The organism is Hydrogenophaga sp. (assembly GCF_011390835.1).
In the GTDB taxonomy this organism is placed as follows: Bacteria; Pseudomonadota; Gammaproteobacteria; order Burkholderiales; family Burkholderiaceae_C; genus Hydrogenophaga.
Map to the genome: position 1 here is coordinate 24,826 of NZ_JAABRQ010000011.1, position 21,794 is coordinate 46,619.

At 66.5% G+C, this 21,794-nt stretch carries 19 protein-coding genes; 6 read left to right on the plus strand and 13 right to left on the minus strand.

Annotated elements, in window-relative coordinates; all coding sequences use genetic code 11:
• Positions 1-38: 38 nt before the first annotated feature.
• Complete coding sequence (locus GPT34_RS08325; RefSeq protein WP_291010981.1) at positions 39-734, plus strand: haloacid dehalogenase type II; 696 nt, start codon at positions 39-41, stop codon at positions 732-734.
• A gap of 126 nt (positions 735-860) precedes the next feature.
• On the opposite strand, the gene GPT34_RS08330 is transcribed toward GPT34_RS08325, so the two are convergent.
• The 6 genes from GPT34_RS08330 to GPT34_RS08355 all read right to left on the minus strand — a co-directional run bounded on the left by GPT34_RS08330 (position 861) and on the right by GPT34_RS08355 (position 7,852).
• Positions 861-1,544, minus strand: a complete 684-nt coding sequence (locus GPT34_RS08330) for a DUF4399 domain-containing protein (protein ID WP_291010983.1) — start codon at positions 1,542-1,544, stop codon at positions 861-863.
• On the minus strand, positions 1,541-2,734 hold the full coding sequence (gene chrA, locus GPT34_RS08335; RefSeq protein WP_291010985.1) for a chromate efflux transporter: 1,194 nt from the start codon (positions 2,732-2,734) through the stop codon (positions 1,541-1,543). Before chrA ends, GPT34_RS08330 begins: the two co-directional genes overlap by 4 nt.
• Positions 2,731-3,909 carry an FAD-dependent oxidoreductase gene (locus GPT34_RS08340; RefSeq protein WP_291010987.1) on the minus strand — a complete coding sequence of 393 codons (1,179 nt, stop codon included), beginning with the start codon at positions 3,907-3,909 and terminating at the stop codon, positions 2,731-2,733. Before GPT34_RS08340 ends, chrA begins: the two co-directional genes overlap by 4 nt.
• 141 nt (positions 3,910-4,050) lie before the next feature.
• Complete coding sequence (locus GPT34_RS08345) at positions 4,051-4,812, minus strand: DUF3047 domain-containing protein (RefSeq protein ID WP_291010989.1); 762 nt, start codon at positions 4,810-4,812, stop codon at positions 4,051-4,053.
• A gap of 2 nt (positions 4,813-4,814) precedes the next feature.
• Entirely contained in the window at positions 4,815-5,648 is an 834-nt protein-coding gene (locus GPT34_RS08350) for a DUF547 domain-containing protein (protein WP_291010991.1), read from the minus strand.
• Positions 5,649-5,683: 35 nt separating this feature from the next.
• Positions 5,684-7,852: a bifunctional TVP38/TMEM64 family protein/FAD-dependent oxidoreductase gene (locus GPT34_RS08355; protein ID WP_291010993.1), complete on the minus strand. Its 2,169-nt coding sequence runs from the start codon at positions 7,850-7,852 to the stop codon at positions 5,684-5,686.
• 94 nt (positions 7,853-7,946) lie between these two features.
• Between GPT34_RS08355 and GPT34_RS08360 the strand changes: the two genes are divergently transcribed.
• From GPT34_RS08360 to GPT34_RS08375, 4 genes are all read left to right on the plus strand, one after another.
• Positions 7,947-9,005, plus strand: coding sequence for a phosphotransferase (locus GPT34_RS08360; RefSeq protein WP_291010995.1), 1,059 nt, complete (start codon positions 7,947-7,949; stop codon positions 9,003-9,005).
• A gap of 10 nt (positions 9,006-9,015) precedes the next feature.
• Positions 9,016-10,344 (plus strand): TIGR04283 family arsenosugar biosynthesis glycosyltransferase, encoded by a 1,329-nt coding sequence (locus tag GPT34_RS08365; protein WP_291010997.1) that lies wholly within the window; start codon positions 9,016-9,018, stop codon positions 10,342-10,344.
• A gap of 44 nt (positions 10,345-10,388) precedes the next feature.
• Positions 10,389-13,100, plus strand: coding sequence for an HAD-IC family P-type ATPase (locus tag GPT34_RS08370; RefSeq protein WP_291010999.1), 2,712 nt, complete (start codon positions 10,389-10,391; stop codon positions 13,098-13,100).
• 106 nt (positions 13,101-13,206) lie between these two features.
• Complete coding sequence (locus tag GPT34_RS08375) at positions 13,207-14,607, plus strand: MATE family efflux transporter (protein ID WP_291011001.1); 1,401 nt, start codon at positions 13,207-13,209, stop codon at positions 14,605-14,607.
• A 31-nt stretch (positions 14,608-14,638) separates the two neighbouring features.
• Here GPT34_RS08375 and GPT34_RS08380 read toward each other — a convergent pair whose 3' ends face one another.
• The 3 genes from GPT34_RS08380 to GPT34_RS08390 form a co-directional block, all read right to left on the minus strand.
• Positions 14,639-15,184, minus strand: a complete 546-nt coding sequence (locus tag GPT34_RS08380; RefSeq protein ID WP_291011002.1) for an rRNA large subunit pseudouridine synthase E — start codon at positions 15,182-15,184, stop codon at positions 14,639-14,641.
• A 78-nt stretch (positions 15,185-15,262) separates the two neighbouring features.
• Complete coding sequence (locus GPT34_RS08385) at positions 15,263-16,147, minus strand: SMP-30/gluconolactonase/LRE family protein (RefSeq protein ID WP_291011004.1); 885 nt, start codon at positions 16,145-16,147, stop codon at positions 15,263-15,265.
• A 527-nt stretch (positions 16,148-16,674) separates the two neighbouring features.
• The gene (locus GPT34_RS08390) at positions 16,675-17,244 is read right to left on the minus strand and encodes a hypothetical protein (RefSeq protein ID WP_291011006.1); all 570 of its coding nucleotides are present in this window, start codon (positions 17,242-17,244) and stop codon (positions 16,675-16,677) included.
• Here GPT34_RS08390 and GPT34_RS08395 point away from each other — a divergent pair.
• Entirely contained in the window at positions 17,243-17,623 is a 381-nt protein-coding gene (locus GPT34_RS08395) for a lysozyme inhibitor LprI family protein (RefSeq protein WP_291011008.1), read from the plus strand. The two genes, GPT34_RS08390 and GPT34_RS08395, sit on opposite strands and share 2 nt — an antisense overlap.
• Positions 17,624-17,630: 7 nt before the next feature.
• Here the strand turns inward: GPT34_RS08395 and GPT34_RS08400 are convergent, their stop codons facing one another.
• From GPT34_RS08400 to GPT34_RS08415, 4 genes are read right to left on the minus strand one after another with little or no spacing between them, the layout of a single operon-like run.
• A complete protein-coding gene (locus GPT34_RS08400) occupies positions 17,631-18,236 on the minus strand; it encodes a CDP-alcohol phosphatidyltransferase family protein (protein WP_291011010.1) in 606 nt (201 codons plus the stop codon).
• 2 nt (positions 18,237-18,238) lie between these two features.
• Positions 18,239-18,880 (minus strand): ATP-binding cassette domain-containing protein, encoded by a 642-nt coding sequence (locus tag GPT34_RS08405; protein WP_291011012.1) that lies wholly within the window; start codon positions 18,878-18,880, stop codon positions 18,239-18,241.
• The gene (locus GPT34_RS08410; protein ID WP_291011014.1) at positions 18,877-20,523 is read right to left on the minus strand and encodes an ABC transporter permease; all 1,647 of its coding nucleotides are present in this window, start codon (positions 20,521-20,523) and stop codon (positions 18,877-18,879) included. The genes GPT34_RS08405 and GPT34_RS08410 overlap by 4 nt, the downstream gene beginning before the upstream one ends.
• 40 nt (positions 20,524-20,563) lie before the next feature.
• Positions 20,564-21,784 carry an ABC transporter substrate-binding protein gene (locus GPT34_RS08415; RefSeq protein ID WP_291011016.1) on the minus strand — a complete coding sequence of 407 codons (1,221 nt, stop codon included), beginning with the start codon at positions 21,782-21,784 and terminating at the stop codon, positions 20,564-20,566.
• Positions 21,785-21,794 lie beyond the last annotated feature (10 nt).

The following is a 21,794-nucleotide window of genomic DNA, read 5'->3' on the forward strand; positions in this document are numbered from 1 at the left end:
CGCTGTTTCCTGCAACCATTGACTTCGATCGGCCCGTCATGACCCCACCCCAGGTACTCGCTTTCGACATCTTCGGCACCGTCGTCGACTGGCACAGCAGCATCGTGCGCGAGGTGGAGGCCATCGACCCGAAGGTGGACGCTAATGCCTTTGCGCTCGCATGGCGCGCCGGTTACCAGCCCGCCATGCAGCGCGTGCGCTCGGGGGAGCTTGGCTGGACCCGGATCGACGACCTCCACCGGCTGATTCTGGATGACATCCTGCCGCGCTTTGGTCTGGCGCATCTGGATGAGACACAGCGCCGCGACCTCAACCGCGCCTGGCACCGGCTAGCCGCCTGGCCAGACACCGTGGCCGGCCTGACCCTACTCAAGAGCCGTTTCACGATCTGCACCCTCTCCAACGGCAACCTCGGCCTGCTCACCAACATGGCCAAGCGCGCCGGCCTGCCATGGGACTGCATCCTGTCGGCCGAGGTGTTCCGCGCCTACAAGCCCGACCCGCGCACCTACCTCGGCGTGGCCGAGACCTTTGACCTGGATCCTGAGCAGGTCATGCTGGTCGCCGCCCACCAGGACGACCTGGCCGCCGCCCGCGCCTGTGGCTTGCAGACGGCCTACATCGAGCGACCATTTGAATTCGGCCAGGGTCAGCCCAAGGACGTGTCACCCGATCCGGCCAACACGCTGAATGCGCGGGATCTGGTGCAGCTGGCGGATTTGATGGGGTGTTGAGCCTCGCGCTTCGACCCCACCGCACTTGGCGTTTAAGCGGCGTCAGCCGTGAACCTGGCGATCGACGCCAGCGTCTGGTTGGACTTCCCGGCCGCTGACAGGTTGGCAGCCGCCGAGAACGAATTCTCACCGACCCAGAACCTGTATTTGCGCCGTGGCGGGCTTGGTCACGTCGGTGCGGCCGGTGATGTTATCCACCCACTCGAGCCGCATCCGGTACGTGCCCGGCGGGGGTGAGAGGTGGACCTCGGTCTGGCCATTGGTGTAGTTTATGTCTGCGCTGCCGTTGCCACTGGTCGAGGTCATCTGGAGCTTGAAGTGACCGGTGTCAGGCACGTGCTGGTCCAGATTGGCCACGTTGAGTTTCGAGGCATGGAACTGCACCCGGAAGGGCGCGCGCACGTCGCCCTCGGGCAGCATCAGGCCGATGCCTTTGGTCTGCAGGGTTTTGGGGTCGGTTGGGTTCTTCTTGGTAACGGTGATCTTGGCCGGTTTGCTGTACACAAAGTGCGGCAGATGTTGCTGGTTGGCCAGCAGCATGCGCAGGGTGTAGGTGCCCGGCTCAAACATCAGCACGGTCTCCATCTGACCGCCACCAAAGTGGATGTATTGGTCGTTGAACGGCAACGCCTCTTTGAAATTGAGGGGCAGGTCGCGGTTGACCAGCAGGTGGTGATGGCCCGCCTTGTCACTGGAGGCCTCGGCCACAGGCGCGAGCCCCCAGCCGCCCGAGAGGCCGAACTTCAGCACATATGGGGTTTCGATCTGGTCACCGTCCTTCAGGTTGGTGAAGTAGGCGTCCAATTTCAAGTGCTCAGTGCCGCGCCCGCCAGTGCACAGCCCGCTACCACGAGCCACGGCGGCCATTTCCAGCGCATCAAGGCCAGCAGCGCCGCGGCAGCCAGCAGGCCATCGTCCACGCCGTGGATCCCGCTGGTGATCACCGGGTTCCACAGCGCGGCCAGCAGCAGACCGACCACGGCGGCGTTAATGCCCAGAAGGGCGGCGCGCACGTGGTGCTGGGCGCGCAGTTGTTCCCAGAACGGCAGGGCACCCGCGATCAGCAGGAGGGCGGGCAGGAAGATGGCGGCGAGCGCGAGGGCGCCGCCAGCCCAGCCAGTGGGCGTACCCGACAGGCTGGCGCCGAGAAACGCGGCGAAGGTGAAGAGCGGGCCGGGCACGGCTTGCGCGGCGCCGTAGCCGGCCACAAAGGCGTCGGCGCTGACCCAGCCGTTGGGCACCACACTGGTCTGCAGCAGCGGCAACACCACATGCCCACCGCCAAAGACCAGGGCGCCAGCGCGGTAAAACGCGTCGACCACAGCCAGCGCCTGCCCGGGCAGCGCCGCGGCCAGCAGCGGCAAGCCCAGTAGCAGCGCCAAGAACAGCGCCAGCCAGGTGGCACCGGCACGCCGGCTCACGGGCACGCCCATGGGCTGGTGCGGGGTGTCTGCCGCAGGGCGAAGCCAGGCCAGCCCGACCAGCGCGGCCAGGCCGATGGCCAGCAGCTGCATCCAGGTGCTAGGCCAGGCGATGAGCAGTGCAGCGCTGGCGAGCATGAGCGCGCGGCGCGGGGTGTCGGGACAGAGGCTGAGCGCCATGCCCCAGACAGCTTGCGCCACCACCGCTACCGCCACCACCTTGAGGCCATGCAGCAGGCCGGGAGGCACCGCGTCGCCGGCTTGCGTCAGGCCGAGGGCGAGCGCGATCAGCGCAAAGGCCGAGGGCAGGGTGAAGCCGGCCCAGGCGGCCAAGGCGCCGGCGTATCCGGCGCGCGAGAGGCCCAGCGCGAGGCCGACCTGACTGCTCGCCGGGCCGGGCAAAAACTGGCACAGGGCCACCAGGTCGGCGTAAGCTGCTTCGCTCAGCCAGCGGCGGCGCTCGACAAACTCCTGCCTGAAATAGCCCAGGTGCGCCACCGGTCCGCCGAACGAGGTGAGCCCGAGCCGCAGGAAGATCAGGAAGACCTGCCAGGCGCTGCGATCGGGCGTGGGCGTCATGCGAAGGGAAGGCTGTATTTCGCCACGAAGGCGCGGTCTATGCGGTCTTTCCAGCGCCAAGCCCAGGCACCTTCGACGTGCAACGGGCCGTAGCTGGCGATGGCGTGGCCGGCGCCGCACGACAGCAGATTGAGCGTGTGCTGCGGCGGATGGTGCGCCTTGAGCGCCTGACCTTCGTGGGCGGCGAGCAGGTTGTGCGCCAGAGGCGGGCCGGCGCGCACCGCGTAGACGCCGCTTTTGGGGTGCGTGCCGTCGGCGCGCGTGGCCACATCACCGGCAGCGAACACATTGGCGTGGCTGGTGCTCTGCTGGAAGGCGTTAACCAGCACATGGCCGGCCTCGGAGAGCGCCAGCCCGGTGCCTTGCAACCAGGGCGGCGCGTGGGTGCCGATGGCGAGGATGGGAACGTCGCAGGCCAGGGTGGCGCCGCTGCCCAGCAGCACCTCGTGGGCCTCTACGCCCACGCAGGTTTCGCGCAATACCGTGATCTGGCGCCGCTTGAGCTGGCGCCGCACGCGACGTTGCACACCATCGCTGTAGTTGGTGGCCGCCTCGCCGCCGCCTGTGATGAGGGTGAAGCGCGCCGCCCTGTGACCGGCCTGGCGCAGGCATTGTTCGGCCGCAAATAGCAGCTCCAGCCCGGCCGCGCCGGCGCCCACCACCACCACTGACACCGGCTTCTCGTCGGCTAGCGCCAGTACCTGAGGCCACAGTGCGGCGAAGGCTTCTATCGGACGCACGATGAGCGCGCGTGCGGCTGCACCGGGCATCTCGGCTTCCAGGCGCTCGCGGTCGATGACGGCGCCAGTGTCGATGGACAGCAGGTCGTAACGCAGGTCGGGCGGCACGATGTCGTTGACGTTGTGGCTCTTGCCTGCCGGGCTGAGGCGAACGCGCTGGTCGGCAGCGTCGATGCCGGTGCAGCGCGCCTGCACCCACTTTGCGCCGGCAGCGCGCAACAGCGGCTCCAGCGGGATCTGGCATTCGGCCGCGCTGTAGCGGCCCGCCACAAAGCCTGGTGTCATGCCGCTGTAGGTCTGGAACGGATAGGGCGTGACCACGGTCACGTCCAGATCCGCCGGGCGGTTCTGCGCCAGCCGGGCCAATACATGCACATGGGCATGTCCGGCGCCAAGCAGCAGAAGTTTCTTGATGCCGGTGGGTTGCATGAGCATGGATGTTAGCCGGGTGGCAGGCCACGCCCGCAAAGACTGCGGCCCGGGACCGCAGCGATGGGCAACTGTCGTGCCGTCCCCAGGCAAGCCCAGCTCCCCAAGGGGCAGTGACCCGCGCAGCGGTGGAGCGTAGGGGCTTGCCTATCGCCCCCAGCGCAGGTCGACCACCCAACCCAGGCTCCGGCTGGCGGTGTTGTCGCTGTCGGCACCGATCAACACCGTGTTCACCGGTGGTAGGTCGGCGTCCGGCGCCTGCGCGCCTTGCGGCAGTTCGTCGGCGAACAGGGCGGCGAAGTCTTGTGCCACGTCGCGCGACTCGCTCACCCAGCGCTCCAGCGGGGCATCGCGGCCTCGCAGGCTGATGAAGCGCACGCGCCGGGTGTAGGGGTTGGCGCCCTGCACGCCCGAGGCGCCCGCGCTGTCCCACACATAGCAAAGCGTGGCGGCGGGCAGCGGCGCGCCGCTCACGCTGCGGGCGACGCGCAACAGGGTGCGCTCGATGAAAGGCACGCGGTCCAGAGAGTGGTCGAACATCACGCACACCTTGAGGGCGGCGTCGTCGCCGGCCTTGCTCAGCAGGTCGGGCGCGGAGCGGCCGCCGGTGAGCGGTTCATCGAGCCGCCAGCGCCATTGCAGCCGCGCCGGTGCCGGGCCTCGCCAGCCATTGACCCAGGTGCCGTAGGAGCGGTCGGTGACGACCTTGAGTGCGGGCTCGCCGCCCACCACACCAGCCTCGAAGCGCGTGGGCGGTATCTCAGCCTGGTTTTTGGGGAAACCCACGAAGCGCCATTCGGTGGACAGCGCATCGCCGCCTTGCAGCAACGGGGACAGGGGGAGGATGGTCTGCGCCAACACGGCCGCAGCGCAGCTCGCCAACATTGCGGCCAGGGTGACGCGCTTCACGCTCAGCGACCCACGTCGTTGAGCGACCAGTCGTAGTCGAGGTAGCTCACGGGCAGGCTCCTGGCGCGCAATGCAGCTTGTTCTTCGGGCCTGTCGCTCAGCTGCTCGGCATAGGCGGCAAACACGTCTTCCACCTGCTTGAAGCCGCGGTAGCCGCTGTTGAAGTCTTCCTTGAACCATTTGAAGATGGAACTGACCTCGACCTTGCCACTGCGCACGCGGTTGCGCGTGCGGTCGGCCATGAAGCGGCGCATGCCGTCTTCGAGCTGGGCTTCGAGCTGGCTCGCGGTGAAGGCTTCGTCGCGCAATGCGGGGCAGCCGATGCTGGCGCAGTTGACGGCGGCGTGCACACGCGGCTCCTTGTAGACCGGGCGCAGCTGTTCGTGCTCGACCCAGTCCAGATGCCGTTCGCCACCCAGCAGGGTGAAGAACTCCTTTTTCCATGGCGACTGGAACAGCGAACCCAGGTCCTTGATCGACTTGAGGTCGGGGTACTTCGTGAGGATGAGCTCGACGGTGAAGGCGTTGTAGGCATTGATCAGAAACGCCATCTGCTGCGGCTTGCTCCAGCCATCGAACGTGGCCCTGGGCACGGCGCTGAGCGTTGCTAGCACACCCTTGAGCGCTGCGCGGTCGGCCGCAAAAGCTTTGTAATTGACCTGCGACTGCTTGCCATCGGGCAACCAGCGCACGTGCTTGTTCAACAGCGTGTTCCAAGCGGTGTACTGGTGGTCGAATCCGGCCTGGGCGAAGGCACTCAGCGGCAGCAACGTAGCGCTGGCCAGCGCGGTCATCAGACCGAGGGTGTGGCGACGGGTGGTGGGCTGTGAGTTCATGGTGTGGACCTTCGATGCAGATGCAGGCAGTGGGTTCAACCGCGGCGCCAGTCGTGGAACTTTTTCACCCACACCAGCAGCTTTTCTGGCGCATGGGCGCGCTTCCACTCGCCGGCGGCGTATTTGTTGGCCTCGGCCAGGGTGGGGTAGGTGTGGATGGTGCCCAGGATCTTGTTCAGACCCAGGCCGTGCTTCATCGCCAGCACATACTCGGCCAGCAGGTCACCCGCGTGCGTGCCCACGATGGTCACGCCCAGGATGGTGTCCTTGCCCGGCACGGTGAGCACCTTCACGAAGCCATGCGCCTCGCTGTCGGCAATCGCGCGGTCGAGGTCGTCGATGCCGTACTTGGTGACTTCGTAGGCAATGCTCTTTTCCTTGGCTTCCTGTTCATTGAGGCCGACACGCGCCACCTCAGGGTCGATGAAGGTAGCCCAAGGGATGACCGAGTAGTCGGCCTTGAACTTCTTGAAGTCGCCGAACAGCGCATTCACGGCCGCGTACCAGGCCTGGTGCGACGCCACGTGGGTGAACTGGTAAGGCCCGGCCACGTCGCCCGCGGCGAAGATGTTCGGGTACAGCGTTTCCAGGTACTCGTTGGTCTCCACCACGCGGCTCGTCGGGACGCCGATGTCTTCCAGGCCGTAGCCGGTGAGGCGGGCACTGCGGCCCACGGCGCACAGCAGCTGGTCAAAGGCGATGCGCTGTTCCTGCCCTTCATTCTCGACGATCAGCGTTTTTTCGCCATCGATGGTTTCGCAACGCAGCGCCTTGTGGCCCACGCGCACGTCCACGCCATCGGCCTGCAGTGCCTGCTTGGCCAACTCGCTCACCTCTTCGTCCTCCCGCGCCATGATGCGCGGGCCCATTTCCACCTGCGTCACCTGGGAACCCAGGCGCGCAAAGCTTTGTGCCAGCTCGGAGCCGATGGGGCCACCGCCCAGCACGACCAGGCGCTTGGGCACCTCATCCAGCTTCGCGAACTCGTCCCACAGCGTGTCGCTGGTGACATAACCCACGTCGTCCAGGCCGGGCAGTGGCGGCACAAAAGGGCGCGCACCAGCGGCGATCACGATGCTGCGCGCGGTCAGCGTCTGTTTTCCACCGTCGTTGAGCGCGATCTCAACCGTCCAGGGGTTGACCAGCTTGGCATAGCCTTGCAGCACCTCGACGCCTAGCCCGGTGTAGCGCTCCACACTGTCGTGCGGCTCGATGGCTTTGATGACATCGTGGATGCGCTGCATCACGGTCTTGAAGCTGAACGTGGGCGTGGTGTCAGACAGACCGTATTTCTCGCCATGGCGCATCTGGCTGGCCAGCTTGGCGCTCTTGATCAGCGCTTTGCTGGGCACACAGCCGTAGTTCAGGCAGTCGCCGCCCATCTTGTGGGCCTCGATCAGCGTCACCTTGGCCTTCACCGCAGCGGCGATGTATGCCGACACCAGACCACCCGCGCCGGCGCCGATCACGATCAGGTTGCGGTCAAACGACGAGGGCTTCACGTCCGCCCAGCGCGCGTAGACCTTGCGTTTTTTTACCGCTTCGACGATCTTGCGCGCAATCAGCGGGAAGATGCCAAGCAACACAAAAGAACCGATCAACCCGGGGCTCAGAATGCCTTTCAGGGACTCAATCTGCGCCAGCTGTGTGCCCGCATTCACGTACACCAGCGTACCCGCTAGCATGCCGACCTGGCTCACCCAGTAGAAGGTGCGCGCCTTCATCTTCGTCAGACCCATGAGCAGGTTGATGACGAAAAACGGCACCACCGGAATCAGCCGCAGCGTGAACAGGTAGAACGCGCCGTCTTTTTCCACGCCGCGGTTGATTTCTACTAGGCGCTTACCAAACTTGTCTTCTACCGTGCTGCCCAGCACGAAGCGCGATACCAGAAACGCCAGCGTGGCGCCAATGCTGGAAGCGAACGACACGATCACGGTACCCCAGAACAGTCCAAAGATCGCGCCACCGGCCAGCGTGATGATGGCCGCACCGGGTAGCGACAGCGCAGTGGCGGCCACATAGATCAGGAAGTAAGCGCCGGCCACCTGCAGCGGCTGGCTCGCATACAGCTCGGCGAAGCTGGTCTGGCTCTGTTTGAGGTAGTCCAGGCTCAGGAAGCGACCCAGGTCGAAGAAAAAGAAGGCGCCGATGCCCAGAGCCAGGGCGATCAGCAGTAAGACTTTGCGAAGATTCACGACCATGTCCTTGTGGGTTGTTGTGATTGAGTCGATGGCGTGAGGCCATTCTTACACCCCATGTAGCCCACTTCCGAACCGCCAGCGATACTGTTTGCACATGTCCAGCCGCTCTTCTTTGTTGTCCGACTTGCAGGCTGCGCTGTTCCGCGCGCAGCACCCGCTGCGCGGCTGCGATCTGCAAGCTTTGCCTGACAAGGGTCTGGCGCACGACCATGTGCGTCTGGTGGGCAGCGGCTGGCTTGCGCGCGTGCCCAAGCAAAGCCAGATGGGGCTGGACGCAGCTCACAACCTGGCCTACCAGCGCGCCTGCTTCGAGCGCGCGGCCCTCAGCGGCCACACACCGGCGCTGTACGGCGTATTGCCGCCATCAGACCAATTGCCACGCGGTGCATTGCTGGTGCAGGAGATCGAAGGCCGCGCTGCTCGTCTGCCGCAGGACCTGGGCGCCATCGTCGCGGCGCTTGCGGCCATTCATGCTCTGCCTCTGCCCGAGGCATCTCACCGGGCCCCGCTGCTCGCAGCGGCCGATCCGCTGCGGGATCTGCACCAGGAAATCAGCGCACAGGCGCAGCATCTGAGCGCAGCCCGCGTACCACCCTCCGTGGCCGCCGCGGTGGCGGCTGAGTTGCAGTCGCTGGCTGCCCTCTGCGCCCAGCCGGTCCGCCCGCCGAGTCACCTGATCGCGTTTGATGGCCACCCCGGCAACTTCATCGTGCGAGCCGACGGATCGGCGGTGCTTGTGGATCTGGAGAAGTGCCGCTACAGCCACCCCGGCCTGGACTTGGCCCACGCGACGCTCTACACATCCACCACCTGGGATGTGGCGACCCACGCGGTGCTCAGCCTGAGCGAGGTCGCGTTCGCCTACCATGCCTGGCGCCAGGCGATGGGCCCGGCGGCGGAAGCGGCCCTGCCCTGGGCGGTGCCGCTGCGCCGGGCCATGTGGTTGTGGTCGGTCACCTGGTGTGCCAAGTGGCGCGTGCTGGCTCGTCAATCGTCGAGCACCTCGTCGGCCGGTGAGGACTGGTCGGTCGAACTCAGTGACAGCGAGCTGATCCAACATGTGCGTGACCGCGTCGACCATTACCTCAGCGCCCCGGTGGTTGAACGCGTGTGCTTGGAATTTGACGCGCTGGATCGAGCGCTCACTGCATGAGGCCGCTTGCATGAAACTGGCGATGGTGATGCCGGTGCTCAACGAAGCAGCGACCTTGCCCGCGCGGCTGGCGACGCTCACGGGTTTGCGCAGCGAGGGTGTGTCGGTGATCGCGGTCGACGGCGGCAGTGACGACGAGACCGTGGTGGTGGCTCGATCGTGTGTCGATGCCGTGGTCCACGCGCCGCGTGGGCGTGCAGCGCAAATGAACGCCGGTGCCTGCCATCCGCTGGCACGCCGCGCCGATGCACTGCTGTTTCTGCACGCTGACACCGCCTTGCCGGTGAGGGCTGTCGAGCTTGTGTCCCAGGCCTTGGCGAGCGACGCGATCTGGGGCCGCTTCGATGTGCGCATCGAAGGCCGGCACCCGCTGCTGCCCATGGTCGCGGCGTTCATGAACAGGCGCTCGCGCTGGAGCGGCATCGCCACCGGCGACCAGGCGATGTTTGTGCGGCGCGCGGTATTTGAATCACTGGGTGGCTTTGCGCCGCTGCCGCTGATGGAGGACATCGAGCTCAGCACCCGCCTCAAGGGTATCTCACCACCAGTCTGTTTGCGCGAGCAGGTCACCACCGCCGGGCGCCGCTGGGATCAGCGCGGTTTCTGGCGCACCGTGTGGCTGATGTGGCGCCTGCGCGCTGCCTGGACCATGGGAGGTGATGCCCATGCGCTGGCTCGCCGTTACGGCTACGCGGTGCGCGCACCGGCGGCGGTGGCGGTGCTGGCCAAGGCGCCGGTGCCCGGCCAGGCCAAGACGCGGTTGGCCCCGCTGCTGGGCCATGGCGGCGCGGCCCGCGCCCAGCGCGGCTTCATCCTGCGCACCCTGGCCACCGCGCGCCGCGCCAGCACCGGGCCGCTGACGCTGCACGGCGCCCAGGGTGCCGTCCACCGCCTTTTCCACCTGCTCCGGGACCGCTGGGGGGTGGCCTGCGTGCCGCAGGCAGATGGCGATATCGGCGAGCGCATGGCCGCTGTCATGGTGGAGCACTTCGAGCGATCGCCGCGCCTGCCGCTGCTCATCGTCGGCACCGACTGCCCGGTGCTCACACCGGAGCACCTGCAGAAGGCTGCAGATGCGTTGCAGACGCACGACGCCGTGCTCATTCCGGCCGAAGACGGGGGCTACGTGCTGATCGGCCTGCGGGTGGCGTTGCCGGGCGTGTTCCAGAAAGTGGCGTGGAGCACACCGCGCGTGATGGCTCAGACCCGTCAGCGCCTCATCCAGGCCGGCGCGCGCTGGCAGGAGCTGCCTGCCCTGTGGGATGTGGACGATCCGCAGGACTGGATCCGCTGGCAGGCCTTGGCCAGCGCAACACCTGATGATTTGCACGGCCCTTGACTGTTTCGGTGTGAAACCACGCCGCGCGGCGCTATGGTTCAAGGATGGAGCAGTCACCTCGCCACCCTGAACAAGCCCTTCCCCCGGCCTGGCACACACTGGGGCCGGATGAAGTCTGGCAGCGCCTGGACAGCAGCGAGCGGGGGCTCAGTGCGGCCGAAGCCCTGCGCCGGCTCGCAGCACAGGGCCCCAACAGCTTGCCTGTCGCTCGACGTTCCAGCGCGCTGCGCCGATTACTGGGCCAGTTCCACAACCTGCTGATCTATGTCTTGCTGGCCGCAGCCGCCATCACCGCCGCACTCGACGACTGGCTGGATACCGCGGTCATCCTCGGGGTGGTGCTGATCAATGCGGTGATCGGCTTTGTGCAGGAGGGCAAGGCGGAGCGTGCGCTGGAGGCGGTGAACGCGATGCTGGCGCGGCACGCCACCGTGTGGCGCGATGGCCGTCGTCTGGAGATCGACGCGGCTGATTTGGTGGCTGGTGATGTGGTGTGGCTCGAATCGGGTGCACGCGTGCCGGCCGATCTGCGGCTGTGGCGGGTCAACAACCTGGGTATCGACGAGGCTGCGCTCACCGGCGAGTCAGTGCCGGTGGACAAAAGCACCGATGCCGTGGCGCAGGCCGCCGCACTGGGCGACCGCAGCGGCATGGCCTACGCCGGTACCGTGGTCACGCAAGGGCAGGCCAGCGGCGTCGTCGTGGCCATCGGATCAGACACTGAACTGGGGCGCATCGGCCAGCTGGTGTCGTCGGTGCCCAGCCTGGTCACCCCGCTGACGCGCCGGCTTGACCAGTTTGCGCGACAGATCACGTTCGCCATCCTCGTGGTGAGTGGGCTTGTGTTCTGGTACGGCAGCCAGATCGGTGAGCGACCGGTACTGGACATATTTCTCGCGGTGGTGGGCCTGGCGGTGTCCGCCATCCCCGAAGGTCTGCCGGCCATCGTCACCATCACGCTGGCGATCGGGACCTCGGCGATGGCCAAGCGCCGAGCGGTGGTGCGCCGTCTACCCGCGGTGGAAACCCTGGGCTCGGTCGGCGTGATCTGCACCGACAAAACCGGCACCCTGACCAAGAATGAAATGACCGCAGTCGGTCTGCATCTCGCGGGCGAAACAATCGAGGTGAGTGGTGCGGGCTATGCGCCGCAGGGTGGGTTTTCTGTGGGTGAGCAAATTGTCAACCCATCGCAGCAGCCTGGCCTGATGCGCCTGGTGCGCTGCGCACTGCTGTGCAACGACGCGCAGCTGCACGCCGACGAAGATGGCGCCTGGACCCTGGCCGGCGACCCGACTGAGGGTGCCCTGCTCACGCTGGCGAACAAGGCCGGTCTCACCCACGAGCAGGCCGAGCGCGAGTCGCCGCGCATCGCCGCCATTCCCTTCGAGTCCGAACACCGTTTCATGGCCACGCTGCACCGCGACGCCAGCGGTCAGGTGTTCGCGCTGCTCAAGGGCGCGCCCGAGCAGGTGATCGGCTTTTGCACCCAGGATGTGAACGGAAAGGCCCTGGATGCCGATGAATGGCGGGCACGGGTGCGCGCTGCGGCAGGTCAGGGTCAGCGCGTACTGGCGCTGGCCGATACCGTGTTACCGCCGGGTACCGATACGCTGACCATGGCCGACATCACGCCGCGTTTCACCCTGCTGGGGCTGGTTGGCCTGATGGACCCGGCGCGGCCTGAGGCGGTGGCAGCGGTGGCCGAGTGCCAGCGCGCCGGCATCCGTGTGTTGATGATCACGGGCGACCACGCGGCCACCGCAGCCGCTATCGGCGTTGGCATCGGCCTGCACGGCGGCAAGCCCCTCACTGGCGCCGAGATCGACACGCTGGACGACGTCGCGCTGCGCCAGCGCCTGGGCGAGACTGACGTGGTGGCCCGAGCCAGCCCCGAACACAAGCTGCGCCTGGTGGCCAGCCTGCAGGCCAGCGGCCAGCTGGTGGCGATGACGGGCGACGGCGTCAACGACGCGCCCGCGCTTAAGGCCGCCGACATTGGTGTGGCCATGGGTCAACGCGGCACCGACGCTGCGCGCCAGGCGGCCGACCTGGTGCTGACCGACGACAACTTCGCGTCGATCGCCGCCGCGGTGCGCGAAGGCCGCTGCGTGTTCGACAACATCAAGAAGGCGCTGCTGTTCATCATTCCCACCAACGGCGGTGAGGCCGGGATCATCTTGCTGGCGGTGTTTGCCGGTCTGGCGATGCCGATCACCGCCGGTCAGATTCTCTGGGTCAACATGGTCACCAGTATCACGCTGGATATTGCGATTGCTTTTGAGCCAGAGGAGGCGGGCGTGATGCAGCGCGCGCCGCGCCCACCGCGCGAGCCGCTGATCACCCGCCTGCTACTCATGCGCATCGTCTACGTGAGCGTTCTGATGGTGGGCGCGTGTATCTGGCTCTACCAGTGGGAGTTGGGGCGAGGCAGCTCGCTCGAAGTGGTGCGCACTGCGGTGGTCAACATGCTTGTGATCAGCCAGGTGACTTACCTGTTCAACGTGCGTCAATTCACTGCCAGCGCGCTGCGCTGGGCAACGCTCTTCGGCAATCCGGTAGCTGTGGGCGCGGTGGGCATCACGCTGGTGCTGCAATCGCTGCTCATTTACGCGCCGCCGATGCAGCAGCTGTTTGGCACCGCCGCGCTGGATCTCGCGTCCTGGGGTTTTATCCTCGCCTTGGCGGGTGCCATCTTCCTGGCGGTGGAGGCAGAAAAAGCCCTGCTGCGGCGCCGTGGCGTTCAGCGAATGTGAGCGTTGGCCGGCTGTAGGGCCTCGGTATAGTTGGAGCAATTAAAACGCTTGTGTTGCTTGGCGCTGTGGCCCTTTGGTTCGGCGCCTTTTTTCTTTTTTCGTCTTCGTGAGTTTCCCCCACCTCCAGAAAGCGCGCACCGAGCTTCGCGCCGTCGCCCTCATCGCCTTTCCCGTCATCACAGCGCAATTGCTGCAGATGGGCATGGGTGTGGCCGACACCTTGATGGCCGGTCGCATCAGCCCGCTTGCGCTGGCCGCCGTGGCGATGGGCTCGGCCATGTGGTTCTTCACCTTCATCGCCGGCCTGGGTCTGATGCTGGCGCTCACGCCCATCATGGCACACCACGTCGGCGCCAACCACCACCATTTGATTGGTGACGAGTGGCGCCAGGGGCTCTGGCTTGCGCTGGCGCTGTCGCTGGTGCAGATGGCCACGCTGCTGGCGCTGGGCGGACTGATGCCTCACCTGGGCATTGCGCCCGAGATCGTGGGTGAGACGCGCCGCTATCTGCTGTGGGTCGGATGGAGCCTCCCGTTCACCTGCCTGTATCTGGTGCCGCGCTTTCTCAACGAGTCCATGGGCCACACCATGCCGATGTTGTGGACGCAGCTGCTCATGCTGCCGCTCAACGTGCTGGGCAACTACGTCTTCATGTACGGCCAGTTCGGCTGGCCCGCCATGGGCGGCGCCGGCGCGGCGCTGTCCACCGGCATCGCCCAGACCGTCGGCTGCCTCGCGCTATTCGCCTACACCCTGCGCGCACCGCGCTACGCCGCCCACCGCTTGCGCCAGACGTGGACCCGGCCCGACTGGACGCACCTCGCCCGCATCGTGCGACTGGGGCTGCCCATTTCCATCGGCATGGCGATGGAGTCGGGCATGTTCACCGCCACCGCGCTGCTCATGGGCCGCTTCGGCGTGGACACCGTGGCCGGCCACCAGATCGCGATCAACATCGCTTCCATCGCCTTCATGGTGCCCATGGGCATCTCGATCGCGCTCACGGTGCGGGTGGGCCAGGCGTTGGGCGCTGGTGATCCGCTCGCTGCGCGCTACCGCGGCCGCCTGGGCATTGCGCTGTGCAGCGGTTTCATGACGGTGTCGGCCGGTGTGCTCTGGAGTGCCAACGAATTCCTGGCAGGCCTCTACACGCCCAATGCGCAGGTGATTGCGGTAGCTTCGCAGTTCCTGACGTTTGCCGCCGTCTTCCAGCTCGTCGATGGCCTGCAGGTGGGAGCGATGGGCGTGCTGCGCGGCTACAAGGACACCAAAATTCCCATGCTCGTCACCGTGTTCGGCTACTGGGTGGTCGGCATGGGCCTGAGCTTGAGCCTAGGTGTGTTTGGTCCCCTGGGTCCGGTGGGCTTGTGGGTCGGGCTGGTGGGTGGGCTGGCGGTGGCCGCGGTGGTACTCAACACACGTTTCTGGCGTTTGACGCGGCATGTTGAACTGCCGCCAGCGGCCACGACAGGCGGCCTCGCCTCCAACACCCCCCGCTCCGACTGAGCTTCAATGGCGGGCAGCCAGTCGGCACGCATCAGCGCCACTCGCCCGGCGCCAGGCCATCCAGCGCATACGGCCCAATCGAGGCGCGAATCAGCCGCAGCGTGGGGTGGCCCACAGCAGCAGTCATGCGCCGCACCTGCCGGTTGCGCCCTTCGGTGATCACCAGCTCCAGCCAGCTGGTGGGAATGTGCTGGCGAAAACGCACCGGTGGATCGCGCGGCCACAGTGCGGCGGGCTCGGGCATGGCGCGAGCGCGTGCGGGCCGGGTGGGGCCATCGTTCAGCTGCACGCCCTCGCGCAGGCGGTTCAGTGCGGCTTCATCGGGCACACCCTCCACCTGCACCCAATAGGTTTTCTCCATCTTGTGGCGCGGGTCGCTGATGCGAGCCTGCAAAACCCCATTGTCGGTGAGCAGCAGCAGGCCCTCGCTGTCCGCATCCAGCCGGCCCGCCACGTACACGCCCGGCACATCGATGAAGTCTTTCAGCCCGCGCCACCGGCCTTCGGCGGTGAACTGGCTCAACACGCCATAGGGTTTGTTGAAGTAGAAGAGGCGGGATGCTGAAGCGGTGGCCATAGCGGGGAGGTTAGCAGCGGGGGTGGTCACCGCAGAAATGCGAGGCCAAACGACACACGCCCCGCCGGGCAGCAGGTCTCAGATTTCCACGTTTTCCAGCCGCTCGTTGCGCTCTGCCGCCGCCAAAGCGTGCACCGAGGTCGGCGCCGTGCAGACCAGCAGGTGCCGACCTTGCGGGCCGCCGAGTGCACAGGCGTAGGCGTTTTGCGAGGTGGTCACGGTGTCGGTGATCTGGCCACCGTCTTCCACCCGGATCACCTGGGGCGCCAGCGCATTCGCCACCCAGATGCCGCCCTGTTCATCGGCGCAAATGCCGTCGGGCGCGACCCCGGCTTCTTTGAGCGAGGCCCAGACGCGGCGGTTCGACAAGGCACCATCGGGCGCACGGTCAAACGCGGTCAGCTCAAAACCCAGCGTCTGCGCCACCACCAGCGTGCGCCCGCCGTTCAGCAAGGCCATGCCGTTGGGGAACAGCACCGGCTCGGCCGCCACCGACGCCGTGCCGTCCAGCTTCACATGGGCCAGTTTTCCCAGGAACGGCGAAGGGTCGGCGCCCAGGGCGGCCAGCAGGCCTTCCACGCCATGGGCCATCAGGAACGCATCCAGATCAAAACCGAAGTTGCCCACATAGGCATCGCCCTCAGGCGTCACCAGCATGTCGTTGGCGTGGAAAGTGGCGATGCCGTTCAGGTCGGCGTGTACGGCCAGGTCTTTGCCAGCGGCGCGGCGCAGCACCTGCCGCGTCGTCATGCCCACCACCAGCAGATCGCCATTCGGCAACCAGCCCAGGCCCGACGGCTGCTCGTCACCCAGGCTGAGTTCCACCCGTACATCACCACCCAGCCCGACCGAGCACACCTCGTGCGCATAAAAGTCGCTGAACCAGAACCGGCCATCGTGCCAGCGAGGGCCTTCGCAGAAGTAGCGCTGGTCGGCAAGGGGGGTGGAGGTGTGGGTGGGCATGGCTTGTCTCCTGTGTGTATGGGGAAAGGCGCCCGGCTTGCGTGGGCCACCGGGGGACATCGTGCGCGATATCGGAAGGCCCTTCAGCCGGGCGCGCGGCAGTCGGTCTGAAGCAGTCCTCGCATGATTCTGGTCAGCATGACGATACTGCGGTTCGTAGAGGTTGGTGGTCAGCCAGAACTCGCTTCCAGGTTGATCACTTCGCGATGAGCTACCGGGTGCGTGTTCAACGGGTGAGGTATGGAAGGACACCTAGCGATGATGCGGGGCTTTTTGATTTTTCTATCAGTACGTCCGACACTTCAGCCGCACCCAAGTCGCTGAGTTAACGTCAAATAGTGAGAAGCTAGACACCCTGAACACCCCGTACGTTTTGCGGGGGACATTCCGTGAGGCATTTGAAAGCAGCCGTGGCGTACCTTGAGCGATTCGAATCACCTGAGCTTCCGGCTGGCGCGTCAACGCTTCGGAATCAGTTGGAACTCGGCATGGCTTTCCATGCCCGGCAGGTACCACCATCGCCGAGCTCAGCCCGTTTGCTCATGACCTACATGGTAATCACGGACAAGGCAGCGCGGGAGTACATGGCCGGGTGTCGCCGAGTGCGAGACAACGTGAACGCGAACGGAGGTATCCAAGCCTTCGTCGAAGGCGTTGGGCACTTCGAGAACTGCATCAATGCTACAAAGCGAGCGCTTCGAGCTCTCGAACGCCTTGGAACCCAACAAGACGGACCAGCCATTGACCGGAATATTCGAAAACTTGCGCAGTCTCAGGCAAAGACAATCACCCACCTGCGAGATGCGATCGAGCACATGGATGCGATCATTGTTTAGGGTGCTGGAATCCCTGAGGGCCTGCCGCATCTCCTGACCATCGACAAGACGGGCGAGAACCTTGAGATTGGCACTCACCAAATACCAATCGCCGGTCTCCAAGGCGTTGTTCGCGCCCTCCACGTTTTGGGCCTCGCAGTCATTCAGGCGCTGCCAACGCCCGCTGATGTCTAAGTCCTTACAGGGGCTTCCCACGAAGTCAAGAATCGCAGCGAGTGTGAATCTGCGAGTCGCACCACTCTCTTTTCGGAGGCTCGTCATGCGTCTCACCTTACTGGCCCTGGCCACCGTTTCCATCGCCACGATGTCGCACGCCAAGATCGACTGCAAAAAGGCCATCACCACGCTGGACATCAACGCGTGTGCGCAGGCCGATTTTGAGGTGGTCGAGAAGAAGTTGAACGACACCTACCGCCGCGTGATGAAGTCGCTGAGCAAGCCCGACGATGGCCTTGCCTACGCCGAGATCAAGAAGGGCCTGATCGAGGCGCAGCGGGCCTGGGTGGTGTTCCGGCAGAAGGACTGTGATGCCTATTACACGCTGCATGCCTCCGGCACGATCCGCACCGTGATGTACATCGGGTGCATGCAGAACCATGCCGAGCAGCGCATCAAGGCCCTGGAGGCGTACGCGCTGTGAACCGCTCTTACCGGAACCGCTGCCATCCCCAGCCGATGCGCATGGCGATGGTGATGGCGCAGAGCACCGCAAAGCCATAAGCGATCTGCGGGAACCACTGCGGCCACAGGCACATGGCAGAAAACGCGATCAGGGTTTCGGTGGCTTCGGTGAGGCCGCCCAGAAAATAAAAGCTCTTGTCGGGAAATGCGGTGGACGGCACCTGGTGTTTTTCGGCGATCACCGCAAAGGCGAGAAAGCTGCTGCCGGTGCCGATGAAGGCGGCGAGCAGCACGGCGGCGGGCAGGGCGTTTTGGGCGGGGTGGGCGATCGCGAAGGCCAGCGGGATGGACGCGTAGAACAGGAAGTCGAGCGTGATGTCCAGAAAGCCGCCGCGGTCGGTGGGCTGGGTGGCGCGGGCCACCGCGCCGTCCAGCCCGTCCATGAGGCGCGAGGCGAGCAGCAGCCCCAGGCCCAGCAGATAGGCCTGAAATGCAATGGCCACGGCGGCGGCCATGCCGACCACGAAGCCGGTGACAGTGACGGCGTCGGCGCCGATGCCCAGGCGCACCAGGCCCTGCGCTGCGCGGTTGAGCACGGGCTTGATGGCGGACTGGATGGCGCGGTCCAGCATGGCTACTTCAGTTCCAACACCTGGGCGGCGTCGGCGATGTCGGCGGCGTCGTGGGTGACAAGCACGGCAGGGATGTTTTGCGCGCGGATGTGGTCGAACACAAAGGCGCGGAACTGGTCGCGCAGCGTGGCGTCGAGCTTGGAAAACGGTTCGTCGAGCAGCAGCGCGCGGGGCTGGGCGAGCAGGGCGCGCATGAGCGCCACGCGGGCGCGCTGGCCGCCGGAGAGCGTGGCCGGGTCGCGCTCGCCGTAGCTGGCCAGTTCGGCGTCTTGCAGCGCTTGGTGTACCGCGGCCTGGCGCTGCGCGCGTGGACCTGGCGGCACGGCAAACAGCAGGTTCTCGGCCACCGTCATGTGGGCGAACAGCAGCGGGTCTTGAAACAGCAGGCCGATGCCGCGCCGCGCGGTGGGCAGTTGGGTGAGGTCGGTGCCGTCCAGCGTGATGGTGCCGTCGAAGCGCAGGGCCTGCGCGCCCTCGGCCACGCTGTGCAGCGTGCCGGCGATGGCGGCCAGCACCGAGCTTTTGCCGCTGCCGCTGGCACCCATGAGCGTGAGGATTTGGCCGCTGGCCACTTCGAAGCGCAGTTCGCGCAGCAACACACGTTGCGCGCTGCCGATCTGCTGGATGTGCACGTTCAGGCTCATGTCGCCATTGTCCTGAATCTGCGCGGCCGGCCGACCCAGGCCGCCAGGCCAAAGGCCAGCGCGGGGAGCAGAAACTGCAGGGCGGCGTAGGCGCTGGTGAGCGAGCGCTGGGCGCCGGAGGCGAGCGTGACCGCTTCGGTGGTCACGGTGGCGAAGCGCCCGGCGCCGATGTAGAGCGTGGGCAGGTATTGGGTGACGCTCACCGCAAAGCCCACCGCCGCGCTGGCGGCCAGCGAGCGGCGCAGCAGCGGCCACTTCACCCGCCACAAGAACGCGGCGCGGCCGTGGCCCAGGCTGTCGCTGAGCTGGGCGGCGCGCGGGTCGAAGCCGAGGTAGGCGGGCGACAGCGCCAGCAACACATAGGGCAACACCATCACCGTGTGCGCCAGCAACAAACCCAGCCACTGGCCTTCCAGCCTCCACTGCAAAGCCAGGCTGTACAGGCCCACCACCCACAACACGGCGGGCAACACCAGGGGCAGGTAGAGCAGGGGGCGCAGCGCCTGGTCCCAGGCGCGGGGGCTGAACTCCAGCCAGGCCACGCACCAGACCAGCGCCAGCGCGCAGGAAGCCAGCGCCAGGCCCAGCGTGGTGCCCACGGTGTCCGCACTGGCCCACACGCTGAGCCAGGCCTGGGCGGTCAGCGCCTCGGGCCACAGCGCCGGGAAGCGCCACACGCCCGCCACGCTGCCCACGGCCAGCGCCAGCAGCACGGCGGCGTACAGACCCAGCAGCAACACCAGACCGAGCGAGCCCAGGCGCGCAGGCCCTGAGCGACCTCGCTGCCCGCTGGCGCGGCGAGACCGGCGCGCCTGCCAGGCCTGCAAACCTCGCCAGGCCAGCGCAGTGATCAGCACCACCACCGTCAACACGCCGCCGGCTGCCGCGCCGCGCGCGTTCATCGCCAGGTCGGCGTCTTGCAGCCACTGCCAGGCCAGCACGGCCAGCGTGGGCGGGGCAGCGGGGCCGATCACCAGCGCCATGTCGACCACGGTGAGGCCGTAGGCCAGCACCGCCAGCAGCGGCCAGAACAGGCGCGGCGCCAGCTGCGGCCAGACCACGCGCCACCAAGCGCGTTGGGGTGCGTAGCCCAGCGTTTGCGCCAGCGTGTGCTCGGCGCGCCAGCGCTGGCGCACGTCGTCGCGCTGCAGCTGCGTAGCGGCCGTCCAGAGGAGAAACGGCACCTCCTTGGCGGTGAGCGCGACGATCAGGCCTAGGCCCCAGGGGTCTTGCGTGGTGGGCCAGGGTGGCGGCCAGTCAAAACCGGTAAGCCAGGGCGAGAGCGCGCGCAAGATCCAGCCGCTGGGCGAGATCAGGAACACCAGGCCAATGGCAAATGCGGCGTGCGGCGTGGCCAGCATCACCGGCAGGCCGCGCAGCAGCTCGCCCAGGCGCTGGCGCACAAAGCCTTGCGCCAGCAGCCAGGCGGTGATCCACCAGGCCAGCGCGGTGGAGGCGATGCCGGTCCATAGCGTGAGCCCCAGCGCAGGCAACCACAGTGGATCTTCAGTGAGCGACACCCAGGCCGCCGCATCGAACAGCTCACGCAGCGACGCACCGGCCACCGCCAACAGTGGCAACGCGGCGATCAGCAGCAGCAAGGTCGCGACTGACCCACGCCAGGGAAGAAGGGGCGAGCTCATGGGCCTGAGTCTGCCACCCACTCAGTGCCTGATCAGCAGATCAAGACGCGTAGCGCTTGATCCACTCTTTCTCAATCGGCTCGACCCAGGCCGCATGGGGCTCTGGCAAGGTCGGCGCGTTCTTGGCCACCTGACCGGGCAGGGGCTTGGCGGGGAAGAGCGCGCGCTCGGCGGCAGGCAGGCGCGCCAGGTCGAGCACCGTGGGGTCGCCCCAGTGGGCAATGTCGGCCTTGCGGGCCTGCGCGGACGCCGACAGCAGGAAGTTGGCCACCACTTGGGCACCGGCTTTGGCGCGGGCGTTGTAGGGAATGGCGACGAAGTGGGTGTTGCCGATCGTGCCTTTGGCGAACTGCCAGGCCACGGTGGAGGCGGGCAGGCGCTTGGCCGCGACCTCGTTCGCTGGTTCGTTGGGGTTGAATGTGAGTGCGAGCAGCAGCTCGCCGTCGGCCATCATCTGGCGGATGGCGGCCGGGTTTTGCGGGAACTGCTTGCCGCCGCGCCACAGGTGGGGGTGCAGCGCATCGAGAAACTGCCACAGGCCAGCGGTCTGCTGCGCAAACGCGGCCTCAACTGGCGGCTTGCTCAGCACAGCGGTGTCACTCACATGTTCGATCAGCGCCTGCTTCACAAACGTGGTGCCGGTGAAATCAGGCAGGCGCGGGTAGCTGATCCGCCCCGGCTGCTGACGCGCCAGCGCCAGCAGCTCGGCCATGCTTTGTGGTGGCTTGGGCAGGCGCTTGCCGTCGGCGAAGAGGGTGAGCTGCGCCATGCCCCACGGCGATTCCAGTCCATCGGTGGGCACAGAAAAATCATTGCGGGTGGTGGGCTTGCCGACCACGTCCACGTAGCGGAAGTTGGGCAGCGCTTCGGCCCACGGACCATAGAGCAGGCCATCGCGCTTCATGGCGGCGAAGTTTTCACCGTTGATCCACACCAGGTCGACCGTGCCTTCGCTGTCTTTGCGGCCCGCCGTCTTTTCGGCGCGCACGCGCTTGACCACGTCGGCGGTGTCGGTGATCTTCACATGCTCCAGCTTCACGCCATGGGCCTTTTGCACCTCAGCCGCAACCCATTGCAAATAGGTGTTGGTCTGCTCGCTGCCGGCCCAGGCGTTCCAGTAGACGGTCTGGCCGCGCGCGGATTTTTCGATCTCGCCCCAGGCGGGGGCCTTGGTCTGTGCCCAGGCGGTGGGCAGGGCGGATGCGGTGGCGGCGCTGAGCAACAGGCGGCGGCGCGATAGGGAGGGCAGATTCAGAGGCAAAGCGGTTCTC